Annotated in this window: 21 protein-coding genes; 1 reads left to right on the plus strand and 20 read right to left on the minus strand. The window is 59.9% G+C overall.

Going from position 1 to position 25,227, the window contains the following annotated elements; genetic code table 11:
- Positions 1-12: 12 nt before the first annotated feature.
- The 20 genes from J2X66_RS04245 to J2X66_RS04340 all read right to left on the minus strand — a co-directional run bounded on the left by J2X66_RS04245 (position 13) and on the right by J2X66_RS04340 (position 24,103).
- Positions 13-1,083 carry a class I SAM-dependent methyltransferase gene (locus tag J2X66_RS04245; protein WP_310261245.1) on the minus strand — a complete coding sequence of 357 codons (1,071 nt, stop codon included), beginning with the start codon at positions 1,081-1,083 and terminating at the stop codon, positions 13-15.
- Positions 1,073-1,930 carry an NAD(P)-dependent oxidoreductase gene (locus J2X66_RS04250; RefSeq protein ID WP_310261248.1) on the minus strand — a complete coding sequence of 286 codons (858 nt, stop codon included), beginning with the start codon at positions 1,928-1,930 and terminating at the stop codon, positions 1,073-1,075. The genes J2X66_RS04245 and J2X66_RS04250 overlap by 11 nt, the downstream gene beginning before the upstream one ends.
- On the minus strand, positions 1,927-3,153 hold the full coding sequence (locus J2X66_RS04255; RefSeq protein ID WP_310261251.1) for a class I SAM-dependent methyltransferase: 1,227 nt from the start codon (positions 3,151-3,153) through the stop codon (positions 1,927-1,929). The genes J2X66_RS04250 and J2X66_RS04255 overlap by 4 nt, the downstream gene beginning before the upstream one ends.
- Complete coding sequence (locus J2X66_RS04260) at positions 3,150-3,710, minus strand: dTDP-4-dehydrorhamnose 3,5-epimerase family protein (RefSeq protein WP_310261253.1); 561 nt, start codon at positions 3,708-3,710, stop codon at positions 3,150-3,152. Before J2X66_RS04260 ends, J2X66_RS04255 begins: the two co-directional genes overlap by 4 nt.
- Complete coding sequence (gene rfbG / locus J2X66_RS04265) at positions 3,707-4,789, minus strand: CDP-glucose 4,6-dehydratase (RefSeq protein ID WP_310261256.1); 1,083 nt, start codon at positions 4,787-4,789, stop codon at positions 3,707-3,709. The genes J2X66_RS04260 and rfbG overlap by 4 nt, the downstream gene beginning before the upstream one ends.
- Complete coding sequence (rfbF, locus tag J2X66_RS04270; protein WP_123434018.1) at positions 4,771-5,544, minus strand: glucose-1-phosphate cytidylyltransferase; 774 nt, start codon at positions 5,542-5,544, stop codon at positions 4,771-4,773. Before rfbF ends, rfbG begins: the two co-directional genes overlap by 19 nt.
- Positions 5,545-6,006: 462 nt before the next feature.
- Positions 6,007-9,579, minus strand: coding sequence for a glycosyltransferase (locus tag J2X66_RS04275; RefSeq protein ID WP_310261259.1), 3,573 nt, complete (start codon positions 9,577-9,579; stop codon positions 6,007-6,009).
- Positions 9,580-9,672: 93 nt separating this feature from the next.
- Positions 9,673-11,238, minus strand: coding sequence for a flagellar hook-associated protein 3 (locus J2X66_RS04280; protein WP_310261262.1), 1,566 nt, complete (start codon positions 11,236-11,238; stop codon positions 9,673-9,675).
- Between the two features lie 13 nt (positions 11,239-11,251).
- Positions 11,252-13,318 (minus strand): flagellar hook-associated protein FlgK, encoded by a 2,067-nt coding sequence (gene flgK / locus J2X66_RS04285; protein WP_310261265.1) that lies wholly within the window; start codon positions 13,316-13,318, stop codon positions 11,252-11,254.
- 23 nt (positions 13,319-13,341) lie between these two features.
- Positions 13,342-14,637, minus strand: coding sequence for a flagellar assembly peptidoglycan hydrolase FlgJ (flgJ, locus tag J2X66_RS04290; RefSeq protein WP_310261269.1), 1,296 nt, complete (start codon positions 14,635-14,637; stop codon positions 13,342-13,344).
- Positions 14,638-14,648: 11 nt separating this feature from the next.
- On the minus strand, positions 14,649-15,737 hold the full coding sequence (locus J2X66_RS04295) for a flagellar basal body P-ring protein FlgI (RefSeq protein WP_032833447.1): 1,089 nt from the start codon (positions 15,735-15,737) through the stop codon (positions 14,649-14,651).
- Between the two features lie 27 nt (positions 15,738-15,764).
- Positions 15,765-16,460 (minus strand): flagellar basal body L-ring protein FlgH, encoded by a 696-nt coding sequence (gene flgH / locus J2X66_RS04300; RefSeq protein ID WP_027922325.1) that lies wholly within the window; start codon positions 16,458-16,460, stop codon positions 15,765-15,767.
- 52 nt (positions 16,461-16,512) lie between these two features.
- Positions 16,513-17,298: a flagellar basal-body rod protein FlgG gene (gene flgG / locus J2X66_RS04305; RefSeq protein WP_027922324.1), complete on the minus strand. Its 786-nt coding sequence runs from the start codon at positions 17,296-17,298 to the stop codon at positions 16,513-16,515.
- 45 nt (positions 17,299-17,343) lie between these two features.
- Complete coding sequence (locus tag J2X66_RS04310) at positions 17,344-18,084, minus strand: flagellar basal body rod protein FlgF (protein WP_059181392.1); 741 nt, start codon at positions 18,082-18,084, stop codon at positions 17,344-17,346.
- A gap of 212 nt (positions 18,085-18,296) precedes the next feature.
- Positions 18,297-18,893, minus strand: a complete 597-nt coding sequence (locus J2X66_RS04315) for a cytochrome c3 family protein (protein WP_310261278.1) — start codon at positions 18,891-18,893, stop codon at positions 18,297-18,299.
- Positions 18,894-18,902: 9 nt separating this feature from the next.
- Entirely contained in the window at positions 18,903-19,394 is a 492-nt protein-coding gene (locus J2X66_RS04320) for a nitrate reductase cytochrome c-type subunit (protein ID WP_310261281.1), read from the minus strand.
- 11 nt (positions 19,395-19,405) lie between these two features.
- Positions 19,406-21,910: a nitrate reductase catalytic subunit NapA gene (napA, locus tag J2X66_RS04325; protein ID WP_310261284.1), complete on the minus strand. Its 2,505-nt coding sequence runs from the start codon at positions 21,908-21,910 to the stop codon at positions 19,406-19,408.
- Positions 21,901-22,167: a chaperone NapD gene (locus J2X66_RS04330; RefSeq protein WP_310261285.1), complete on the minus strand. Its 267-nt coding sequence runs from the start codon at positions 22,165-22,167 to the stop codon at positions 21,901-21,903. Before J2X66_RS04330 ends, napA begins: the two co-directional genes overlap by 10 nt.
- 39 nt (positions 22,168-22,206) lie before the next feature.
- Positions 22,207-22,374 carry a periplasmic nitrate reductase, NapE protein gene (locus J2X66_RS04335; protein WP_310261452.1) on the minus strand — a complete coding sequence of 56 codons (168 nt, stop codon included), beginning with the start codon at positions 22,372-22,374 and terminating at the stop codon, positions 22,207-22,209.
- Positions 22,375-22,549: 175 nt separating this feature from the next.
- Positions 22,550-24,103: a sigma-54-dependent transcriptional regulator gene (locus J2X66_RS04340; RefSeq protein ID WP_310261288.1), complete on the minus strand. Its 1,554-nt coding sequence runs from the start codon at positions 24,101-24,103 to the stop codon at positions 22,550-22,552.
- A 278-nt stretch (positions 24,104-24,381) separates the two neighbouring features.
- Between J2X66_RS04340 and phhA the strand changes: the two genes are divergently transcribed.
- Entirely contained in the window at positions 24,382-25,167 is a 786-nt protein-coding gene (gene phhA / locus J2X66_RS04345; RefSeq protein ID WP_027922317.1) for a phenylalanine 4-monooxygenase, read from the plus strand.
- Positions 25,168-25,227 lie beyond the last annotated feature (60 nt).

The raw sequence follows: 25,227 nt of genomic DNA on the forward strand, positions 1-25,227 counted from the left end.
TAATCTCAATAGTCACTGGAACGAAGCGCTGTCGACGGCGTGATAGACGTAGCGTCCATCGGTCATCCGCTTGATTTCTTCGAGGTAGTTGGAATTCATTACAAACAGGTTGGCGCCTTCGGGTAGCGCGTCCATGGCCTCTTGCGGCGAGGACACACGCACGCCGCTCAGGGGGAGGTAACGCCCCTGCTTCGCCGGGTTGATGTCCACCACGCGATCCACCGCCACACCGGCCCTTTGCAGGAACAGCGAATAGATCACGCCTTTGGACGACGCGCCCCAGATCGCCGAACCGTGCTCGGGTGCGTCCTGGATAATCTGTACCGCACGCGCAAGGCTTGCGGTGAAACCGTCAGGCAGCGCCAGGCGTGGCACCGGTTGTTCCGGGGTCAGGCGCAAGGTCGCCAGGTCGGCAACGATGTACAGGTACTGGCCGCCGAACAGGTGCCCGGCCTCGTGCACGGTGCCGAACATCCGGCGCAGGTCATCGAGGCGGAAGTAATTGACGTGCTCGTAGAACAGGTCGAACCAGGCTTTGTGCTCGAGGATCCAGTCGAAGCACGGCACTTCGATGTAGATCTGCCCGCCCTGATTGGCGTCGGCAATCTCGGCGAGAAAACTCACCGGGTCCTGAATGTGTTCCAGCACATGGCGCAGCACGATGGCGTCCGCCGCCAGGCCGAGGCCACGGGTGAACGGCGCCTTGATCACGTCGGCGTTGTTCCCTTCGTAGGCCGGGTCGATGCCGGTGATGGCGTAGCCCAGGCCTTTGAGCAGTTCGAGGAAGTAGCCCTTGCCGCAGCCGACTTCGATCAGTTCCCGGCCCTTGAAGTGGCGGGCAATGATGCCTTCGACATCGCCCAGGTGCTTCTGGAACTGGCCCGAATGCGCCTGCTCGTTCTGGTAGTCGGCGTCATAGCTGAGCTTGTCGGCATCGAAGGCCTGGTTGAAGATCAACCCGCTCTGTTCATCCTGCACCAGGACCATGTCGGCACACGCCGAAGCCCTGGCCGACTCGGGGTCGGCAAAGGTGCGATTTTGCAACACCGGCAGGTCGGCGACCCGATACAACTCATGCCTCATGCGATGCTCCCAGTAACTTTTGCAAACGGTCCGCCACGCCCCAGAACGCCATCGGTTCGTGGGTCGGGTACGGGTAGTGGCCGAGGTTCAAATGGATCGACGCGCCGCGCTCACGCAGTCGCTGCTCGACCAGCGCCCGCACCGAAACTGGTTGACCGCTGGCGCAATTGATCACGCCATCGAAGTCACGCTGTTGCACGATGGCGGCGAGGTAACCGGCCGCGGTTTCAATCGCCAGGTAATCACGCAATTGCTCGCCGGCCGACATGTTGAAGCTGTCATCGCCAGCGTCGACGGCGCGGTCCAGCGCGGCGAGCAAACTGCTCGGGTTTTGCCCTTCGCCATGCAGGTAAAACAACCGCGCCCATTGCAGGGTGAACGGTTGAACCTGCTGCAGGTTTTGCAGAAACAGCCGCAGTGTATTTTTTGCCAACCCATACGGGTTGCTCGGCTGCGGCGCGGTGTGCTCGCTGAGCGGGCCGCTTTGCAGGCCGTATTCGAAACAGGTACCGGTGACCAGGACTTGGGAGACGCCCACCTCGACCGCGCCCTTGATGAACCGGTAGTCGGCCATCAAGTTATGCTCGAAGTGGAACAGCGCCCGATAGTTCGGCAACCCTGGCCAGGCCAGATGCACCAACGCGTCGACGCCATCGGTCAATGCAGCGATGTTCAAATCGTCGGCGTGAATATCCGCCGCGATGAATTCCACGGCATTGATCCACGGCATGGTCGCGGCAGTCTCGGCGTTGCGCGCCACGGCGCGGACTTCGCAGCCACGGGCAAGCAAGGCGTCGACCAGATGACGGCCGACAAACCCGGTGGCACCGGTCACGAGCACTTTCACAGTACGGTCAACTCAGGCACGGCGATCACGAAACGGCCATCCCACTGACGCACCTGAGCTAATTGCTGACTGACTTCGGTCAGCAGGTTCCACGGCAGCACCAGGACGTAATCGGGTTTCTCGATGTCGATCTGCGCTGGCGACACAATCGGAATGCGGCTGCCCGGCAAATACTTGCCCTGCTTGTGTGGGTTGGCATCGGCCACCCACGCCAGCAAATCCGGTTTGACTCCGGCGTAGTTGAGCAAGGTGTTGCCCTTGGCCGCAGCGCCGTAACCGACTACACGCTTGCCGTCGGCCTTGGCCTGCAGCAGGAAGCGCAGCAGTTCGTGTTTGATGCGTTCGGCGGCGGGTGCGAGGGTCGAGTAGTACTCGGCGGTTTTTACCCCGGCGGCGAGTTCGGCTTGCAGTTGCTTGGCAACCGTTGGTTGCACGTCGCGGCCTACACCGTCGGCACGCTGAACGAAAACCCGCAGCGAGCCGCCATGGGTCGGCAACTGAGCGACGTCGAACACTTGAAGACCGTTGCGCTCGCACAAGGTCTGCACAGCAGTCAGCGACAGGTAGGAATAATGCTCGTGATACAGCGTGTCGAACTGCTGGCCGGCCATCAGCGTCAACAGTTGCGGAAACTCGAACGTCGCCACGCCGGTCGGCTTGAGCAAGGTGGCAAAACCACCCAGGAAATCATTGATGTCCGGAACGTGAGCCAACACGTTGTTGGCAGCCATCAGGTCGGCGGACCAGCCTTCGCTGACCAATTGCGCGGCGGTATCGCGACCGAAAAACAGTTCACGAATCTCCAGGCCTTTGTCCCGTGCCGCTTGTGCGGTGCTGCGGGTCGGCTCGACGCCCAGGCACGGAATGCCGCGCCCGGCGACGTACTGCAACAGGTAACCGTCGTTGGCAGCGATTTCCACCACGCGGCTGTCAGCGGTCAGGCCGAAGCGCTCGGTCATTTCGGCGACGTAACGCTCGGCATGGGCCAGCCAGGTGCTGGAGAACGAACTGAAATACGCATACTCGGCGTCGAACAGGCTGTCGGCGCTGGTGTAATCCTCGGTCTGCACCAGCCAGCATTGCTGACACACCACCACCTTGAGCGGCACCCATTGCTCGGCTTGCTCCAGCTGATCGGCGCGCACATAAGCGTTGGACGGCGGCGAGGTGCCGAGGTCGATCAGCGGCAAAGCCAGGGAAGTCCCGCAACCACGGCAATTCATACACGCACTCCAGCGAAGCGGTCATCGAGCAAGGGATGGCTGGAATCCCGCGCCGACAGATTATTGACAGCCAACGGCCAGGCAATCGCCAGCCGTGGATCGTTCACGCTCAAACCACCCTCGTGCACCGGCGTGTAATCCGCGCTGTGCAGGTAGAGCAATTCGGCGTCGTCGCTCAGGGCCTGGAAACCGTGGGCGAACCCGGCCGGGATCAACAGGCTGTGACCGTCACCGGCGCGCAGATGCTCGGCGTGCCACTGCAGGAAGGTCTCGGAATCAGGGCGCAAATCCACCGCCACATCCCAGACTTCGCCGCGCAGGCAGGTGATCAATTTGGCTTCCGGCGCGCTCGCGTTTTGATAATGCAGGCCACGCACACTGCCCCGCTCACGGGTGCAGGAATGGTTGATCTGACGGATATGAAACGGTTCGCCGAAGGCGCTCAGGCTGCCTTCGCAGAACAGGCGCGCGAAATGCCCGCGCTCATCTTCGAAGCGTTTGTGCTGCACGCTGAACAGTCCGGCCAGTGGCAACGGCTTTATCGAAAACTCGCTCACAGCGCGCCTCGGTACAGGTTCAACTGGCCCAAGGTGATGGCGCGCATGTCGTCGCCGTTTTGCCAGGCCAGGTGCCAGTCCAGCGTCTGGGTCAGGCACTGCTGCAACGACCAGCGCGGCTGCCAGGCCAACAACTGACGGGCGCGACTGCTGTCCAGGCGCAACAGGCCGGCTTCATGCAACTCACTCGGTTCGATGCGCAAGCCACGGGCTTGTGGCCAGCGGTTGGCGAGCAATTCGACGACTTCGCCCACGCTGCACATGTCCGCTTCACTCGGGCCGAAGTTCCACGCACCGGCAAACTCGGGGCCTTGCTCATAGAGACCGGCCGCCAGTTGCAGGTAACCGGCGAGCGGTTCCAGCGCGTGCTGCCAAGGGCGCACGGCCTGCGGGTAGCGCAAGGTCACCGGTTCGTCGGCAGACCAGGCCCTGAGCACATCGGGAATCAATCGCTCAGGTGCAAAATCACCGCCGCCCAACACGTTGCCGGCGCGGGCGGTGGCCAGGGCCAGACCATGCTCGGCATACTTTTCAGCCGGGAAGAACGACGCCGCGTAAGACTGTGCGAGCAACTCGCAGCAGGCTTTGCTGCTGCTGTAAGGATCGTGGCCACCGAGGGCTTCGTTTTCGCGGTACGGCCACAGCCATTCCTGATTGGCGTAAACCTTGTCGGTGGTCACCAGCACGCAGGCGCGCACGCCGCCGACCTGGCGGATGGCTTCGAGCAGATTGAGGGTGCCCATGACGTTGCTGGAATAAGTCCCCAACGGGTCGCGATAACCTTCACGCACCAACGGCTGGGCCGCCAGGTGCAGGACGATTTCCGGCTGGGTCTCGGCGATCAGCTCCAGCAATGCGCCAAGGTCACGCAAATCACCGCGCTGATCGTTGATGCCTTCGTGCACGCGCGCCAGTTCAAACAGGCTCGGTTCGGTGGACGGGTCCAGCGAAAAACCGCTGACCTTGGCACCGAGGCTTTGCAGCCACAACGTCAACCAACTGCCCTTGAAGCCGGTATGGCCGGTCAGCAGAACCCGCTTGCCGCGCCAGAACTCCTGGCTCAGTCCCATTGCTTCCATGGGGCCTCCCCGCTCAGCCAAAGCTGCTCAAGGTGGTTTTTGTCGCGCAGGGTGTCCATCGGGTGCCAGAAGCCGTCGTGCTGGAAGGCTTGCAACTGCTGCTCGTTGGCCAGCGCGGCCAATGGCTCGGCTTCCCAGGACGTTTGGTCGTCGGCAATGTAGGGCAGGACTTTGGGCGACAGCACGAAGAAGCCGCCATTGATCCAGCCGCCGTCACCGCGTGGTTTTTCAATGAAACCTTTGACGCTGTCACCATCGCGCTCCAGGGCGCCATAACGTCCCGGTGGCTGCACGGCGGTCACGGTCGCGAGTTTGCCGTGGGTCAGGTGGAAGTCCACCAACGCGCCGATGTTCAGGTCCGAGACGCCGTCGCCGTAGGTGAAGCAGAACGCCTGTTCGCCTTCCAGGTAACGGGCGGCGCGACGCAGGCGGCCACCGGTCATGGTGTCTTCGCCGGTGTCGATCAGGGTCACGCGCCACGGTTCGCTGTAGTTCTGATGAACGTCCATGCGGTTGTTGGACATGTCGAACGTGACGTCGGAGGTGTGCAGGAAGTAGTTGGCGAAGAAATCCTTGATCGCATAGCCCTTGTAGCCAAGGCAGATCACGAAGTCGTGAATGCCGTGGGCGGAGTACTGTTTCATGATGTGCCAAAGAATTGGCTTGCCGCCGATTTCGATCATTGGCTTGGGCTTGAGGTGTGACTCTTCGCTGATCCGCGTGCCGAGACCACCCGCCAGAATTACTGCCTTCATCGCTGTCCTCTTGCTCTTCGCGCGGTTTGACCAGCCCCGTCAGGGTTGGCGAACCGTCAGATGCACATCATTAACCCGCAGCCACTGGGGCCTTCACGCCTGTTGAGGTGAAGGATTTATGGCGATATACGGGGGACTTGCAGGAAGTGAGCCAATTGCTTGGGGTGGGCGACTGATGGGGGGTTGGGTTCTGTGGTTAGGGATTTGCGTACATATCCATTTCTGCGGTAACGGCTGGTGGCGGTTTCGCTCTTACAGCGAGTCACTTTTCCAAACGCCGAAAAGTAAGCAAAAGGCTTTGCCCCTCCATTCGGTGCCTCGCTGTGGCTCGGCACCGAACGAAAGGGGCAAACGCGTTTTGGTTACTTTGGTCTGGGCCGGCATTCCGGATTTTCCAAAGTGACTCGCTGTAAAAGCGAAACCGCCAGCAGCCATCACAAAAAAACGGATATACACACAGAGTCAGTCCGGCAACCAACCCCATAACCAGTGCTGAAGATTATCCCCGCGTAACATGAAATCCCGATGCACCGCCTCACGCAACTGATCCCCCATGCGATAACTCGCATCCGGATCCGCCAGGTGCATGCGAATCGCCTGCAACCACTCCTCGGTGCTATTGCTCAGAATCTTGGTGCAAGGCAAAAACCCGTCATACGCACGGGTATCCGTGCAAATCACCGGATACCCACAAGCCCCATACTCCAGCAACCGCAAATTACTCTTGCAGTCGTTGAAGATATGAAACTCCAACGGTGCCAACGCCAAATCAAGGTTCAGGCTCGCCAGCTTGTACGGATAACTCTGCAGATCGATCGTGCCATGGAACTCATGAATGTACGGACGCAAGGCATCCGGACACATACCAAAGAACACCCACTCCACCTCATTGGCCAGCTCACGCACCACATCGGCAATGATCTCCAGGTCACCGGTGTGACTCGTCCCACCACCCCAACCAACCCGTGGCTTTTTCGAGGTACGGCGCTGACTGGTCAACGTCGCCCACGGCTCCGGTGGCAGCATGTTTGGCACCACACGAATCTCGCTGTGCATGCTCGACAACACATCAGCCAGCGCTTGAGTGGTCACCACCACGCGATCACACAAACCAATACCCTCACGCAACATCTGCTCAGTGTTGGCCGGCTTGTTGCGGGCGTGGCTGTTCTTTTTCGGCGTGCTGACAATGTAGTCATCCAGCTCGAAAATCCGCAGCGCATTGGAGTACTTCTTCATGCGCAGAATGTCGGCCGCCGAACCTTCGCTGTAGCGCCCCTGCAAAATAATGGTGTCCGGCGACAGACGCTCGATTTCCACCGTCGAAGGCGACTCGTAAGCCACCCGCGAAATGACCCGCCCGGCCGCCTCAAGCTCCGCCAGCGGCGCGGTCACGCGGTAATGCCCGATCGCCGATTCGTTGACCGGCAAGCCGAGAATCAGCGGCAGGTCGCGGTGGCAGAACGGATTCCAGTTGTGACGCAGCGAAGGCTCCAGGCTGAAGCTCGCGACGCCGAGTGTCAGGGCCGGGTTATACGCCGGATCACGGGAAATCTTCGGCAGCCACTTCAGGTAGAAGCTTTCTTGCTCAGCCTGCTGCGCCTGCACATCAACCTGCGTCAGGGCCGGCGCGCAGTCTTCGCCAATCATCACGGTCGCGAACGGCGTCCAGACGATCAGGTACCCGTTTTTATCCGCCTTCAGGCACAGGTCAACCCCCCCGAGCCCGAGGTTGAATTCAGCCTCATCCAGCTGACCAAGGCTGTCGAAAACCTCTTTGCGCACCATCAGGCAATCACTGCTGACCGCGCTCCAGTTCTGCGCCACTTGCAGACGCTGCATGTAGCCACGCGAACTGACGTGCTCGCCGAGAAACGGCGAAGTCGCAGGTCCGGCCATGCCCAGGATCAAACCGGCAGAGACAATCGCGCCGCTGGCGCTCATCTGCCGTGCGCCGACCACGCCGACTTCCGGACGCTGAGCATGATTGAGCATTTCGGCCAGCCAGTCGCCCGCGTAAATCACACTTCGCGGGCTGAGCAGCAACAGGTACTCGCCCCGCGCATGGCTGGCAGCGAAGTTGACCAACGCCGCCTCGCCGGTGCACCCGTCAAAACGCAGGACGCGCAGCATCGCGGCGCCCAGCTGAGACATCGCGCCCAGCCACTCGGCCATCGCCGCATCACCGCGTCCTTCATCGACAATCAGGATTTCGTACTCGGTGTACGAGGTCTGCTCGATCAGGCTTTCGGTGCAACGCTGCAAAGCGCCCAGCGAGGAGCCCGCGCCTATGATGATCGAGACCACCGGCCGGTGCGCGTGCAGGTAATCGATGCGCTTGAGCAGCGGCAACTCGCCATCGCGAATCCGGTGTTCAAGACCGATGCGGTCGAGGTGCGCGCTGACCACCGCTTCGCTGCCCTCGATCACCTCAGGCAACGACAGCCAATCGGCGTAGGTCTGCGTCGACTCCACCTGAATCTCGGCAATGTGCTCGATGGTGTGCAACCCGGCCTCTTCCACCAGACGCCAGAGCACATCATGCGGGGCCAATTCGCCGTGAGCCGAATCGAAACCGCCCACCGCCAAAAAGCGCTGACGCTCGAATGCCAGGGTCCGGCCAACGTAAGGATAGGAGCGCATGAGATCGAGGTTGAAGCCAGGCTTGAACACCGGCTCGGCGGACTCACCTTCCACCAGTGCGCCTTCATCGCTGTAGGCGCAGAGCATGCCCGGCGTGCCGGCAATGCGCTCGGCCAACACCAGCAACGACGACTCGCGCAAGGTATCGCCCGCACGCAGCAGGTAGAACCAATGCGCGCCTTCCAGTTGCGGTATCACGCCATTGAGCTGGTGCGCCCAGCTGTCTTCAAGCGGCAATTGCAGCACGTTATCGGCGCCATCGCAGTCCGCGTTCGACAGCACCACCACCGCTTGCGGGGCGTACAGTTGCGTGGCGAGGCTGGCCAGCGTGGCGTTCAGGGCGGCGCTGTCAGACTCGGTGTCGATGATGATCGGCACCAGTTTCGGGCGCACGGTCCAGCGGCTGATCGTTCCCGGCATGTGCCGGGTTTCCGCCGGAGTGAATTGGCGGCTCGCCAGCCACTCGCGATAGAACTCGGCATAGCTGTCGCTGTTTCCGCCCACACGGCCGTTGACCACAGTGTTGCGGCTGCCCAGCACGCGCACCACGCACAACTCTTCCCACTGGCGCGGCTCTTCAAGGGCCTTTCTCAGTTCAACGCAGCGCACCCATCCTGACGCTGGGGCCGATTCGCCACCGCGCGAGGTCAGCATTTGCATCAGCCATTCCCATTCCTGCACGGCGGCCCGGGTCATTTCCGTGGTCTTGCTCAGGCGTTCCGGGTACAGGCGTTCGGTGCTCAGCACGGTGTTCAGCACCGCCATGTTGCCGCGGCGCAGCAGGCACACGAACAAGGCGAAATCAAGCATTGCGACAAAACCCGTACCGTCCTGGGTCAGCGCCGGCAACAGTTCCAGCACATCGGCACGGCGCATCAGGGTCGAGCTGAAGTTGCCGATGAAGTTCTTCGGCGTGTTCTCGAAAATCGCCAGCATGTCATCGCCCTTGAGCAACGCATCAAGGGGCGAAAAACGGCAGTTATCGATGCGTGGCGGCAAGATGAAATTGTTCGCGTCGCTCATCATGCGCAGGCCGCACACCAGGGTGGCCTCGGGATAGTCGATCAGCGCCTGGGCTTGCATCGCGATGCTCGGCGTGAACAGCCGGTCGTCATCGCACAGCACTTTGATGAACTCGCCGCGCGCTTCGTTGACGCAACGCAGTACGTTTTTGGCCAAGCCTAGACGCTTGGGGTTACGCAGGTAACGAACAGGGTGCGCAGGGTCGGCGAACGAATTGACGATCTTGTGGATCTCGTCGGAGGACGAATCGTCACAGATGACGATTTCAACGTTCTCATAGCTTTGAGCGAGCGAGCTTTCCAGCGCCTGACTGAAGAAGCGCGGGTTGAAGGCGGGGATGACAATGCTGACTAGAGGGCGTTGGTTCACGACAGAACTCTCGAGCGGCGAGCCTCTGCCCTTTCAGGCAGAGGCTGCGGAACCGCTTAGGAAAAGACGGTTGGTAGCTCGACAGACACAGACTCAGATCTTGTTGAACAAGCCCAGCTGAGCAATCTTGCTGAAGGCCAGTTGCGACGCTTGCAACATGGTTTGCTGCAAGGTCAGGCGGGTCATCACTTCGGCAGGATCGGAATCGCGGATTGCCGACTGGGTCTGGGTGTTGGCCAGGACCAGGCTCTGGTTGGTTTCGCTCTGGGTGTCCAGGGCTGAACCGCGACCACCCACCGAACTCAGAGAGGTCGACAACTGATCGGCGCCGCTCGCCAGGTTGCCGATGCCCGAAGCCAGTGCGGCCTGAAACTTCTGGATCGCGATCGGGTTGCCACTGATTGGTGTGTTCAGTGCGGTTTTCAGCTGGTTCACGGTGTCCAGAATGTTCTGGGTTTCGTGGGTGTTGACCGCCACGCTGAACTGATCACCCGCGCCCGGCGTACCGGCCAGGGTGAAGCTCACGCCCGAGGCCGTGGCGACGCCGGCAACCACAGTGCCGGAAGACACCGGCTGGCTGTTAGGCGTCAACGGTGCGGCATACAGGTCGAACGCGGTGGCGCTGGTGAATTTCATCACCGCCGAACCGGTCGGGAAACTGGCGTGGTAATTGGCCGGGTTGGTGATGTTGCTGGCAGTGACCTGAGTCGCGGTCGGGTTGCCCGGGCTGCGCGTCGCGGTGAAGGTGTCAGGCTTGGCCGCCAGGGTAAAGGTGTGCCCCGGCAGCACGGCGGCAGCGGTATCACCGGCCGCCAGGTTGATGTTCAGGTTCAGGTCGACACCACGGAACGACACGGTCTGGCCGGTTTTCGTGGTCGGGTCGAACGCACCGCCCTGACTTGCTTCAGCGGTCACATCGTTGCCGCCCGAATCGGTGATTTTCAACTGGGTGCCGCTGACGAAATCGACGGTGTACGGCTCGCCTGCGCGGAACTTGTTGTTGTAGGTGACGCCCGACGACACCTGACCATTGGACAGGACCACACGACCGTCATCCACCGCCGGTGCGGTCATGGTGACCTGGCTGCGGCTGGTGTTGATCGCCTGCTGGAACACTTCCCAACCGGTGCTGTTGGTGGCCATCGACATGGTGTCGCCGACTGCCAGGTCGAGCGTTACCTGATCACCGTTGTAGCTGTAGGTGCCATCGGCGTTTTGCGTGAACGGGGCGGTGTCGCCCTTGGAACCGGCGAAGATGTACTTGCCGTTCTCGTCCTTGCTGTTCATCAGGCTCAGCAACTGGCCTTCGATCTGTCCCAGCTCCGAAGCGTTGGCCTGACGGTCGGCGTCGGTGTAACCGGCGTTGCCGGCACCGATGGCCAGTTCCTGGGCGCGCTGCAGCACGTTGGTGATGCTGGTCATGACCGACTCGGTCTGGCCCAGCGTCGCCTTGAGGGTATTGGTGTTGGCTTTGTACTGATCAAGCATCGAAGCCTGTTGGCCCAATTGCAGCAGGCGCGAGGCACCGACAGGATCATCGGCGGCGGTATTGACGCGAACCAGGCTGCTCGCCTCTTCGCTGCTCTTGACCACGTTGGAGAAGTTCTTCTGATAGTTGGCAGCAGAGGACTCGTAAAACTGGGCGGTAGAAATGCGCATGGGCTACGACTCCTTAAAGACTGTTGATCAGTGTGCTGAAGATTTCTTGCGCAGCCTTGATGATCTGCGAAGAGGCGGTGTAGTACTGCTGGTACTTGACCAGGTTGCCGGTTTCCTCATCGAGGTCGACACCGGACAGCGAGTCACGGGCATTTTTCGCATTGTCGAGAATCGCGCCGGTCGCCGCGCTGTCGAGCTTGCCCTGGGCCGCCTTGGCGCCCACGCCCTCGACCAGTTTGCCGTAGGCGTCGGTCAGGGAAATGCCTTTGCTGGCGGTACCGGTGTCTATCACCTGCTTGGTCTGCAAGCCGGCCAGTGCGGTGCCGTTACGGTTGTCCAGAGTACCTGGCTGCGCGATGTTGATATCGATCGCGGTGCCCGTGCCTGGTGAGCCGGCCACGGTCATGTCGAAGCTGACGGTACGCTGCACGGCGGGCGGGCCCGGGTCCATGATCGGCGCACCCGTGCCGTCCTTAAGAGGCACGGTCAGGCTCATGGTGTTGTTCTGGTTCGGCTTGATGGTGCCGGTGCTGATCTGCACGCCTTTGGCGTCAAGCAACTGGTAAGGCTGGCTGGAACCATCGGCCGCTGCGGCACCGAACACCACTTTGACCGGCATGGAGGTGTTCATGCCGTTCTGGATCAGCGTGGTGGTGGCGGTGTCGTAGATATCGAACTTCGTGGTCAGGGTTGGCTGACCGCTGGACGAGATGGTCAGGGTACCGCTGCCGCCCGGCGCAATCGCCGCGCTCAACGGTGCCGCGATGGCCAGACGCTTGGAGTCGGTCATCTCGGTCTTGATGTTCGTCGCTGCGTTGCGGGTCGGCGTGATCTTGAACGTGTCACCGGCCGCAGCCCCACCACCGCTGAGCTTCAAGGAGAAACCGTCAATCACCGGCGGCGGCGTGGTCAGGGTGCTGAAAGCGCCCATCGCTGTACCTTCCGGCAGGCGTTGCACGGTGTAGTTGGTGGCGCTGGTGAAGGTGACTTTGTAATCGTTGATGGTCAGCTTGCCGCTGTCCTCGATGCTGACATCGAAGTTGCCGGAACCGGCGCTGTTGCCGACGGTGGCCACACTGCGGTCGGCCATCTGTGCGGCGCTGTTGATGCTGTTGAACAGGTTCGAACCGAACGCACCGTTCTTGTCGATACCTTGGGCCTGAAGGCTGTTCATCTGGTCGGCAACGACCAGGGCCACACGGCCCAGTTCGTTCATGGCCGGGTCCAGCACGGTGCTGCGATAGCGCAGCAGACCGCCCATCTCGCCACCGGTCATTACCGAAGTAATGTCGACGGTGCTCGAACCACGGTTGAGCTGAATGCCCATGCGCGATGGATCGGCCTGGCTCGGCACCACTTGCAGAGTGCTGGCGGTGCCGCCCATGACCAGCGGCTGCCCGCTGCCCAGGTACACATCAAGGTTACCGTCGCGCTCGATGACTTGTGCGCCGGTGAACGTGGAGAGCTGACGCACGGTTTCGTTGCGCGCGTCGAGCAGCTCGTTCGGCATGCCGCCGGCCTTGGAAACTTCGGAAATCTTCTGGTTCAACTGCGCCACGGTGGCGGCGAGTTTGTTGACCTGATCGGCCATGTTCGTCAGGTTGCCGTTGATGTTCGCGTTCTGCGCGGTCAACTGGGCGGACACTGAGTTGAAACGGTTGCTCAAGGCCTGGGCATCGCTGAGCAGCAACTGACGGGACGCATCGTCACCCGGCTTGGCGTTGACGTTCTGCACCGAGGCGAAGAACTTGGTCAGCGCGCCGTTGAGGCCGGTGCCGCTGTCCGACAGCAAGGCGTCGAGCGGGCTGATCTGCCCGGCGTAGGCGGCCGCGTCGCTGTTGAGCGAGGTGGTGGTCTGCAATTGCGCATCGAGGTAGCTGTTGTAGACACGACGCACATCGGCCAGGGTCGTACCGGTGCCGATGTAGACGTTGCCGAACTGATTCGAGGCTTTGGTGCCCTGCACGGTTTGCTGGCGTGAATAACCGGCGGTGTCGGCGTTGGCAATGTTATTGCCGGTAGTCATCAACGAGGATTGGCCAGCGGCCAGACCCGACATCCCGATATTGAGCAAACTCATGGTTCAGACCTTATGCCTTGTGCCTATAGAGGCGTGGTGGAAGCGCCCGCCGCAGCGTAGTTTTGGTAACTCGTCATCTGTTTGGCTATCTGCGAGATCTTGCTTGCGTATTCCGGGTCGGTTGCATACCCGGCTTTCTGCAACTCGCGTACAAACTGTTCTGGGTTATCGGCCGACTTCACAACATCTTGATAGCGATTATTGGTTTGCAGCAACGTCACAAGGTCGTGGAAGCTGTCTTTGTACGAATCGTAGGAACGGAACTCGGCCGTCTCCTTGACCATCTCGCCGTTGCGGAATTCGCTGGTGATGGCCCGCGCCGAATCGCCCTTCCAACTGGTGCCGGCCTTGATACCGAACAGGTTGTGGCTACTGCTGCCATCCTGGGCACGCATGACCGATTTACCCCAACCGGTTTCCAGTGCAGCCTGAGCCACCAGGTAGCGAGGATCGACACCAATGCGCTCGGCGGCTTCCTTGGCCATCGGCAGCATGGTGTTGACGAATTCGTCGGCGGAGCTGAAGGCTTTCTTCGGCGGCGCGAGAGGAATCTGCGCCATCGCACGTCCGTAAATCTGCATCTGCCCGCTGGACTTATTGTCCGTTTGCGAAGCCAGCCAATCGCCGTTGAACAGCGGGCCGGCACCGGTCGTGGCCGTCGTCGTGGCACGCTCTGGCAACAGGGTTTTGTTCGGCGTCGCAGCGGCAGTCGTGGTGGCTGAAGGCACCAGACCGGCGAGCAGGCGATCCGCCAGTTTCGGCGGCAAGGCGAGACGGCGCTGATTAATCAGCTCCATGTCATTGCGATGCGTGCCCTCGCCTGTCGGCGCTTTCACAGAACGCGAAGCCCACAACGGACGCTGGCCATTGAGCCGCGACAGCGGACCGTCAGTGGCCACGGTGCCGGCCGCAATCGGCGTTGGCACGGCGGCTTTCGCCGCTTCCTGCTTGGCCGCGGACAGGGCCGCCGCCTCGCCCGGCGCCAGCGGTTTGTTCTTCGACATCTGCCGCATCAGCACGTCCGCCAGACCAATACCACCGCCTTCGCGGGACATGGAAATGGCCAGCTGCTGGTCGTACATTTCCTGGTACTGTTTGGCCGCCGGCGTGTTGAGCGGGTTGTCCTTGCCCAGCGCTTCGGTGGCCGAACGCATGGACTTGAGCATCTCACCGAGGAACAGCGATTCGAACTCCTGCGCCACCTTGCGCATGTTGCCGTCGCTGTTCTTGTCGCCCACCTTGAGCTGGTTCAAGCGATTCAAGTCCGAATAGGACCCGGAGTCGCTGCTGCTGACCAGACCGCTCTTGCGCATATCCATGACAGCCGTCCTCAGATCACGATCAGGTCGGCTTGCAATGCGCCAGCCTGTTTCAGTGCTTCGAGGATCGCCATCAAGTCGCCCGGCGCCGCGCCGACCTGGTTCACCGCACGGACGATTTCGTCGAGGGTGGTGCCCGGACCGAATTTGAACATCGGCTTGGCTTCTTGCTGCGCGTTAACCCGCGAGCGCGGCACGACGGCCGTCTGACCGTTGGACAGAGGGCCGGGCTGGCTGACAATCGGGTCTTCGGTGATGGTCACGGTCAGGCTGCCGTGGGTCACGGCCGCTGGCGACACTTTGACGTTCTGGCCAATCACGATGGTGCCGGTGCGCGAGTTGATGATGACTTTCGCCACCGCCTGACCCGGGTCGACTTCAAGGTTTTCCAGGATTGACAGGTAGTCGACACGCTGGCTCGGATCAAGCGGTGCGCTGACGCGAATCGAACCGCCGTCAATGGCCTGGGCAACGCCAGGACCGAGCATATTGTTGATCTTGTCGACGATGCGCTTGGCGGTGGTGAAGTCCGAACGGTTGAGGTTCAGCGTCAGGCTGTTGCCCTGGTTGAAACCGCTCGGCACCGAACGCTCGACCGACGCACCGCCAGGGATACGACCGGCCGACGGAACGTTGACGGTGATCTTCGAACCGTCACGACCTTCGGCATCAAAACCACCCACCACCAGGTTGCCCTGAGCGACGGCGTAGACGTTGCCATCGATACCTTTGAGCGGGGTCAACAGCAAGGTGCCGCCGCGCAGGCTCTTGGAGTTACCGATGGAGGACACGGTGATATCGACCTGCTGACCCGGCTTGGCAAACGCCGGCAAATCGGCACTGATCGAGACCGCTGCGACGTTCTTCAACTGCACGTTGCCCGAACCCGGCGGCACCTTGATGCCGAACTGCGAGAGCATGTTATTGAAGGTCTGCAGGGTGAAAGGCGTCTGCGTCGTCTGGTCACCGGTGCCGTTAAGCCCGACCACCAGGCCGTAGCCGATCAATTGGTTGGAACGCACGCCGGAAATACTGGCGATATCCTTCAGCCGCTCGGCCTGCGCGTTGAACGCGGCAGACAGCATCAGGGCGGCCACCATGAGGTGTTTAAGATTCAAACTGGCCACCTAGAAAGGGAACAGCGGGCTGAGGAAGAAACGGTCGAACCAGCCTGGCTGACTCGCATCGGCAAACGAACCGGTGCCCGAGTAGGTGATGCGTGCATCGGCGACGCGGGTCGAGGACACGGTGTTATCGGTGGCGATGTCATCGGCGCGCACCAGGCCGGCAATCCGCACCAGCTCATCGCCGGTGTTGAGGGTCATCCACTTCTCGCCGCGTACGGCGATGATGCCGTTGGGCAGCACATCCGCGACAGTGACGGTGATCGAGCCGGTCAGGGTGTTGCCCTGCGCGGCCTTGCTGTCGCCCTTGGTCGCGCGGTCGCCTTCATAGCTGGCGCTCAGGTTCAGGTCGCCACTGCCAAACGGGTTGTTGGTGTTGGGCGAGGAGCCGAACAACGAGGTCAGGCCGATGCCTGTCTTGCTGTTCTTGTCGATTTGCGAGTTGGCGTTTTTGCTCGCCTGGGTCTTCTCGTTCAGGGTAATGGTGATGATGTCACCGATCCGGAACGCCTTGCGGTCGCTGTAGAGGTTCTGTTCAAAACCGGCCTGATAAATCGAGCCATTGTTCGCGGCGGCCGGCAACGGCGTGCGCGGCAACACCGGCGCGTAATACGGGTCATTGGGCTTGGGCGTCGTTGGGACGCAGCCGGCGAGCACAACAGCCCCACTCAGTGCCAGAACAGATACAAAGCGATTCATGACCCTACCTCACGGTGTTGCAGGCGACCTCATGGTCGCCTCATAGACTTGATTACAGATTCTGCGTTACGAACGAGAGCATCTGGTCGGCGGTGGAGATCACCTTGGAGTTCATTTCGTAGGCGCGCTGAGTGGTGATCATGTTGACCATCTCTTCAACGGTGCTGACGTTGGACGTTTCCAGGGTGTTCTGCAGCGTGGTGCCGAAACCGTTCAGGCCCGGGGTACCGACTTGCGGTGCGCCGGAAGCAGCGGTTTCCAGGAACAGGTTGTTGCCCACGGCCTGCAGACCGGCCGGGTTGATGAAGTCGGCTGTTTGCAGGTTGCCGATCACCTGGTTGGCCGGGTTACCCGGTACGGTGATGGACACGGTGCCGTCGCGACCGACCGTGAAGGTCTGCGCGTCGTTCGGAATCACAATGGCCGGCTCCAGGGCGAAGCCGCTGGCATTCACGATCTGTCCGTTGGAGTCGAGGTGGAAGGTACCGTCACGGGTGTAGGACGTGGTGCCGTCCGGCTGCAGGATCTGGAAGAAACCGCGACCGTCGACCGCCAGGTCAAGCGGCTGTTCGGTGGTTTGCAGGCTGCCGGCGGTGAAGTTTTTCTGGGTGCCGACGATGCGCACACCAGTACCCACTTGCAGACCCGACGGCAATTCGCTGTCCTGGGTCGACTGGGCGCCTGGCTGGCGCTTGATCTGATAGAGCAAGTCCTGGAACTCGGCGCGGTCACGTTTGAACCCCGTGGTCGACACGTTGGCCAGGTTGTTGGAAATAGTGGTCAGGTTGGTGTCCTGGGCGGACAGACCTGTTTTGGCAACCCATAGAGCCGGAAGCATTCGATTCTCCTCGTGCGCCTGTTTTACGGCGCGACGTTCTGATAATTAGCTGATCTGCAAGACCCGAGCCATGGCCTGGTCATCGTCTTTGGCGGTGTTCATCATTTTGATGTGCAGCTCGAACTGCTTCGACAAAGCCAACACCGAAGTCATTTCTTCCACGGCGTTGACGTTGCTCGACTCAAGGAACCCGGACACCAGTTTGACGCCGGCGTCGGCTTGCGCCGGCTTGCCGTCCTTGGTGTGGATCGAACCATCCAGGCCTTTGGTCATGTTCTTCAGGTCAGGGTTGACCAGTTTGATGCGGTCGACTTCAGCCATCACACGCGGGCCTTCGCCCATCGCACGGATGCTGATGGTGCCGTCTTCGCCGACTTCGATTTGCTGCTCGGGCGGCACGGCGATCGGACCGCCATTGCCCATCACCGGCATGCCGTTGCCGGCGCGCAGTACGCCGAGGGCGTCCACGTTCAGGCTGCCGGTGCGCACATAGCTTTCAGCGCCATCAGGCGTCTGCACAGCGATCCAGCCGCTGCCTTGAACCGCGACATCGAGGTCACGACCGGTTTCAACCAGCGAACCAGGGGAGAAGTCGGTGGCCGGGCGTTCGGTCATCGCAAACGCACGCGCCGGAAAGCTGTCACCAAACACCGGCATCGAACGGGCCTGTTCCAGGTCCTTCTGAAAACCGTTGGTGGAGATGTTTGCCAGGTTGTTGGCATGAGCCTTCTGCGCCAGTGCATTCTGGCTGGCGCCGGTCATTGCCACATAAAGGTACTTGTCCACACTCTTTCCTCTGCATGCCGGACGTTTGCCGCCCACCGCTGTACTGATGAGCGATAAGCAATTTGCAGACCAACTTTTTTCTGGCGACGCCGGGCCCGGCAAACAAAGGACTTGAGGGGATTCAGAGGGGAATGGGGGATTGGGTCAAAGTCGAAAAACCGGCGCGGATATGCCGCCAGGCGGCAACGGAGTGAAAGCCTGGGCTGATTCGACTACCAGCCTTTGACCCCGCTCATGTCGGGTAACTTATGGGCGATGCCCTTGTGACAGTCGATACAGGTCGCCTGGCCGGTAGCCAGCGACGTGGAGTGCATATTGGCGGCGCGCTTGCCTTGACGGGTGAAGTCCATGAATTCGAAGTTATGGCAATTGCGGCACTCTCGGGAGTCGTTTGCCTTGAGCCGCCCCCACTCGTGCTCGGCCAGTTCACGCCGCATATCGAGAAACTTGTCCCGGGTATCGATCGTGCCAAACACCTTTCCCCACACTTCTTTGGACGCCTGCATCTTGCGGGCAATCTTGTGCGTCCACTCATGGGGGACGTGACAGTCCGGGCAGGTGGCGCGTACGCCGGAGCGATTGGTGTAGTGAATGGTGTCCTGCAACTCGACAAAAACGTTATCGCGCATTTCATGACAGGAAATGCAGAATTTCTCGGTGTTGGTCGCTTCCAGCGCAGTGTTGAACCCTCCCCAGAAAATCACCCCGGCGATAAACCCGCCGAGCGTCAGAAAGCCCAGGCTGTAATGAACACTGGGCCGACGCAAAACCCTCCAATAGTCTCTGAACAGGGCGAGCAAGGATTTCATGGCCTCTCCTTATCGTTTCTGCTGGCCGTTGATTTCGTCTTGCAGCACCTGGTCAATGTTCTTGAAGCTGTTGTTCACCAGTGGCTTAACGTCTGTTTGTGGCACATGACACTGATTGCAGAAATACCGGCGCGGCGAAACCGCGGCCAGCGCCTGACCGTCACGGTCCATGTAGTGGGTGATGCTGATCATTGGCGCCTGGGTACGTGCGCTGTTGGCTCGACTGTGACAGGACAGACACTTATTACTGTTCTTGTCGATGTGATACCCCGCAATGCTGTGGGGAATGGTGGGTGGCTGTTCGGGATAATTGCGCTCACGCTTGAGGTCCTTGTTCTCTTCATCAGCAATCGGCGGCGCCGGCAACTCCTGGGTCAGCGTCCCTCCGATTCGCCGACCATCCGGCGCAGGCGCATCCAGCGGGTAACCGGGCTCTGCCGGGAATGCCGCTGACATCCATAGCAGCAGCGCGGCAAGCAAGGACAGCGAACGACGCTTCATCTGAGCTCTCCTTATGCCGTCTTGATCAACTCAATCCTGATCGCGCATTTTTTGTAATCAGTTTGTTTGGAGATAGGGTCCGTCGCATCAAGCGTGACTTTGTTGATGAGCCGGTTGGCATCGAAGAACGGTACAAACACCAAGCCTTGCGGCGGTTTGTTGCGTCCTCGGGTTTCAATGCGCGCACGCATCTCACCTCGTCGGCTGATCAGCTTCACTTCGCTGCCGCGACGGGCATTCAAGGCCTTGGCATCGGCCGGATGCATGTAGACCAACGCGTCGGGGACGGCCTTATAGAGTTCCTCGACCCGCTGAGTCATCGTGCCGGTGTGCCAATGTTCAAGCACCCGACCGGTACTCAACCAGAATGGAAATTCCGCGTCGGGGGATTCCGCCGGTGGCTCGTAGGGAAGCGCGAAGATGATGGCCTTCTTGTCGGGATAGCCATAAAACTGCACACCACTGCCCTTCTCAACGTAAGGGTCATACCCTTCCCGGAAACGCCAGCGTGTTTCCTTGCCCTCCACGACGGGCCATCGCAACCCGCGCTCGGTGTGGTAACGATCAAACGGGGCGAGGTCATGACCGTGACCACGTCCGAATTGGGCATATTCTTCGAACAGCCCTTTTTGCAGGTAAAAACCAAAATCCCGGGCCTCATCGTTTTGATAGCCCGCCTCCATCTGTTCAAGCGGGAACTGATCGACCTGGCCGTTCTTGAACAACACCTCGTACAGGGTCTTGCCCTTGTACTCCGGTGAGGCGGACAACAACTGCGCAGACCACACCTCGTCCGTTTTGAAGCGCTTGGAAAACTCGACCAACTGCCAGAGATCCGATTTGGCGTCGCCCGGCGCCGAGACCAACTGATGCCAGAACTGTGTACGGCGCTCAGCATTGCCGTAGGCGCCCTCTTTCTCCACCCACATGGCGGTGGGCAGAATCAGATCGGCCGCCTGGGCAGAGACAGTGGGGTAAACATCCGAAACCACCACAAAATTCTCGGGGTTGCGCCAACCCGGCAACACTTCCTGCATGATGTTGGGGCCGGCCTGCATGTTGTTGCTGGCCATCGTCCAATACACATTGAGCACGCCATCCTTGAGCATGCGGCTCTGCTGCACGGCGTGGAAACCGACCTTCTCATTGACGGTGCCCGGAGGCACTTTCCAGATTTGCTCTGCCTTGGCGCGATGTGCCGGGTTGGTGACCACCAGGTCGGCAGGCAAGCGATGGGAGAATGTTCCCACTTCGCGTGCCGTCCCGCAGGCTGAGGGTTGGCCCGTCAGGGAGAAAGGGCTGTTGCCCGGCTCACTGATTTTTCCGGTCAGCAGGTGGATGTTGTAAATCAGGTTATTGGCCCATACGCCGCGCGTGTGCTGGTTAAAACCCATGGTCCAGAATGAAACCACCTTGCGCTTGGGGTCGGCATACAACTCGGCCAACGCCTTGAGGCGCTCGGCTGGCACGCCGGTTTCCTTGGCGGTACGTTCAAGGGTGTAGGGTTTTACGAAAGCGGCGTACTGCTCAAAGTCGATATCGCTCCAGGTGTTCGCCTTGGCGGCATTGCGGGCCTTCATCTCCAGCGGGTTATCGGGACGCAAGCCATAGCCGATGTCATCCGTCCCTTTGGCGAAGCGGGTGTATTTGCTGACAAAGTCTTTGTTGACCGAGCCACTTTCGATGATGTGGTTGGCAATGTAGTTGAGGATAAACAGGTCCGTCTGGGGCTTGAACACCATGGGGATGTCGGCTAACTCAAAACTGCGATGCTCGAAAGTCGACAGCACCGCAACCTTGACGCTGGGCTGGCTTAACCGGCGATCTGCGACCCGACTCCAAAGAATCGGATGCATCTCCGCCATGTTTGAACCCCACAGCACAAACGCATCAGTAACCTCAATATCGTCATAACACCCCATCGGCTCATCGATACCGAACGTACGCATAAACCCCATGACCGCAGAGGCCATGCAATGACGCGCATTAGGATCAATGTTATTGGAGCGAAATCCCGCCTTCATCAACTTGTTGGCCGCGTACCCTTCCCAAATGGTCCACTGACCGGAACCGAACATGGCGACAGACTCGGAACCCTTGTTTTTTATCGCCTCCTTAAACTTTAACTCCATGACATCAAACGCCTGGCTCCAGGACACCGGCTGAAACTCGCCCTGTTTGTCATAGTGCCCGTTAGTCATGCGCAAAAGCGGCTGAGTCAGTCGATCAACGCCATACATGATCTTCGACAAGAAGTAACCCTTGACGCAGTTCAGCCCGCGATTGACCTCGGCTTTCACATCACCGTGAGTCGCGACCACTCGATTGTCCTTGGTCGCCACCATGACGCTGCACCCGGTACCGCAGAAGCGGCAAGGGGCTTTATTCCAGTCCATGGAGACGAGGTCTTCTTCAGTGATCAGGTTGCTGGCAGACGTAAATACCGGGAGCCCCGCCGCCGCCGCGGCAATCCCGGCCGCCTGGGCTTTGACAAACTCGCGCCGAGTCATTGGCATGTACTTTCTCCCGTCACATCGAGAATCTCGTGATAAACGAGGGCTGCATTGAGTACTCCAGGCAAGCCGTTGATCTGATCGATTCGCTTGGAAATTTCGCTTTCTTCTTCCATTTCCAGCACAACCACCAGCTTGCCGGCGGGGCTTTCCTGATGCAGTTCAACGCCTGTGAGTAAACGCAAGTTGGCTTTCACCGCCTCGAACAACTCAGGACGGGCCAGTACCACGAGACTGGCAATATGGAGCGTTTCTGCCATGACCTGTACTCCTCTTCTGATGCTGAAGATGGACCGCGATCAATGAGGTGAACCAGGAGGGCCGAGCAGCATTTGCAGAAACCAGACAAAAAATCCGTACCCCCCCACTATCGCCACCGAGAGCAATGGAAAGAGGACAACAATCAGGAAAAAGAACAGGCGAGTTTCTTTGCGGACTTGCTGGGTAATGTCATCCGTTGATGGCATGGTTATCGCTCCTGCCAAACTTTGAAATGAGCCTAGATCGCTTGTCTGGCAAATTCCATGATTCAGATCAACGGCATGACGGTAGCGCTTCAAGTGGCATCTCGAAGCGCCAGGGAATGGCTAACAACAACGCATTATTCGTGATTATTAGTTTGGCGCTGGATGAAATGAACGCTCACGGTTTACCAATTTCATAGTCACGCAACTTATTGGCAATGGTGGTGTGAGAGACCCCCAGGCGCTTACCTAACAGCCGACTACTGGCATGCTCGGAATACAGCCGCTCCAACACCGCTTTCTCAAACCGTCCGACGATCTCGTCAAGCCCTCCTTCCAGTGAGAAATCGCCAAGCGGCTGACGCACACCGTAGTCCGGCAGACGAATATGTTCGGCCTTGACCGTCCCGCCTTCGCACAACGAAACCGCCTGGAACAACACATTTTCCAATTGCCGGACATTGCCCGGCCAATGGTAATGACTGAGCCGCTCCATCGCCGCCGGCGCCAGCTTCGGCAGCGGGCAACCGATCTGCCGGCTGGCCTGATCGAGGAAGTGCTCCACCAACGGCGTCAACCCATCGAGGCATTCACGCAGCGGCGGAATGTGCAGCGAGAGCACGTTCAAGCGGTGATACAAATCCTGGCGAAACTCGCCCCGCGCGCACAGTTCGGACAGATCCACCTGGGTGGCGCAGATCACCCGCACATCCAGATACACCTCTTCATCACTGCCGACACGACGGAAGCAACCGTCCTGCAAAAAGCGCAGCAACTTCACCTGCAAGCGCGGGCTCATTTCGCCCACGCCATCGAGAAACAACGTACCGCCCGATGTCAGTTCCAGCAGACCAAGCTTGCCTTCGGCGCGAGCACCTTCGAAGGCGCCGGGGCCGTAGCCGAACAATTCGGTCTCGGCCATCGACTCCGGTAAACCGGCACAATTGAGCGCCATCAACGGCGACTGCCCGCGTGGGCTGGCGAGGTGGCAGGCGCGGGCCAGCAATTCTTTACCCGTGCCGGTTTCGCCTTCTATTAATAGCGGTGCATCCAGCGGTGCCATGCGCCGCGCTTCGCGCACCACCGCGGCCATGACCTTCGAACTTTGGAAGATGCTGTCGAACCCACGCAGTTCCTGCTTGCGCACGTTATAGATACGCTCTCCCACCCGATCAGCACGGTGCAACGTCAGGACGGCACCGGCCATGGCTTCGCTGTCGTCATGCTCGGATTGCAGCGGCGCGATGTCAGCCAGAAACACGTCACCCTTAACCTTGACCCGCAGCCCGTTGATGCGCGACTTGTTGGCGCGCACCAGTTCCGGCAAATCAAAATCCTCGGCGTAACGCGACAGCGGAATCCCCGGCACTTCATCCACCCGCACCCCGAGCAACTGCGCCGCCGCCCGGTTAGCCGCGACGATGGAGCCGCCCATGTCGATCGACAGCACCGGAAACTCCAGGGCGCCGAGCAAGGCATTGAGCTCCATATGCCGACGCTCGCTGGGCATCAGCCCTACCCGCTTGACGCCGAATACACCGGCAATCGATTCGAATTTCGGGCGCAGGGCCTGGAACTGAATGTTGATCAGGTTCGGGCAATGCAGGTAGATCGCATTGCCATGCTCACCGCCGACCTCACCACGGGCGACGTTGATCCCGTACTCCACCAGCAAGTTGAGAATGTCACGCAGGATGCCGATGCGGTTCTGGCAGTGGACTTTGATACGCATATAAAGGCCCGAAGAAAGGGGAGTCGAGGTGCCATGCGCGAATTTTCTGCGCGGGCACCAAGTTAGTCGTCAAGATTATGTGACACCTGGACGCCATTTCAAACCCGCAAATCTCAACAACTGCGCCATAGCCGCCAAAGCGTAACGAATACTTTACGAAAAACGGCGAATTTTCCTACACGGAGTGCCAAACACTTGCTGCAACGCCACACGCCTTGGGGTATTTCTAGGTCCATAGCAGCACATAACAAGAACGAAATCCCTCGCAGGAGAGCAGCATGAAGCAGACGCAGTACGTGGCTCGCGAGCCCGATGCGCAAGGTTTTATCGACTACCCCGCTGAAGAACATGCGGTGTGGAACACGCTGATCACTCGTCAACTGAAAGTGATCGAGGGCCGTGCGTGCCAGGAATACCTGGACGGTATCGAAAAACTCGGTCTGCCCCACGACCGCATTCCGCAACTTGGTGAAATCAACAAAGTCCTCGGTGAAACCACCGGTTGGCAAGTGGCCCGTGTCCCGGCGCTGATCCCCTTCCAGACGTTTTTCGAATTGCTGGCGAACAAGCAGTTTCCAGTGGCAACGTTTATTCGTACCCGCGAAGAGCTGGATTACCTGCAAGAGCCGGACATTTTTCACGAGATCTTTGGTCACTGCCCTCTGCTGACCAACCCCTGGTTCGCTGAATTCACCCACACCTACGGCAAACTTGGCCTGCAAGCGACCAAGGAAGAACGTGTATACCTGGCGCGCCTGTACTGGATGACCATCGAGTTCGGCCTGGTCGATACCGCCGAAGGCCTGCGCATTTACGGCGGCGGCATTCTTTCTTCACCAAAAGAAACCGTTTACTGCCTGTCAAACGAACCTGAGCATCAGGCGTTCGATCCGCTGGAATGCATGCGCACGCCTTATCGCATCGACATCCTGCAACCGCTGTACTTTGTCTTGCCGAACCTCAAGCGTCTGTTTGATGTGGCCCATGAAGACATCATGAGCATGGTCAAACAAGGCATGCAGCTGGGCTTGCACACCCCGAAATTTCCGCCAAAGGCAGCGTGATCCGCTGCTTTTAGAAACAAGTGAGCCTGTCAGGAACCGACGCTTTGGTTTAGCGTGGAG

Origin of the sequence: Pseudomonas sp. 3296 (assembly GCF_031456615.1) — a bacterium.
Lineage (GTDB): Bacteria > Pseudomonadota > Gammaproteobacteria > Pseudomonadales > Pseudomonadaceae > Aquipseudomonas > Aquipseudomonas mucoides.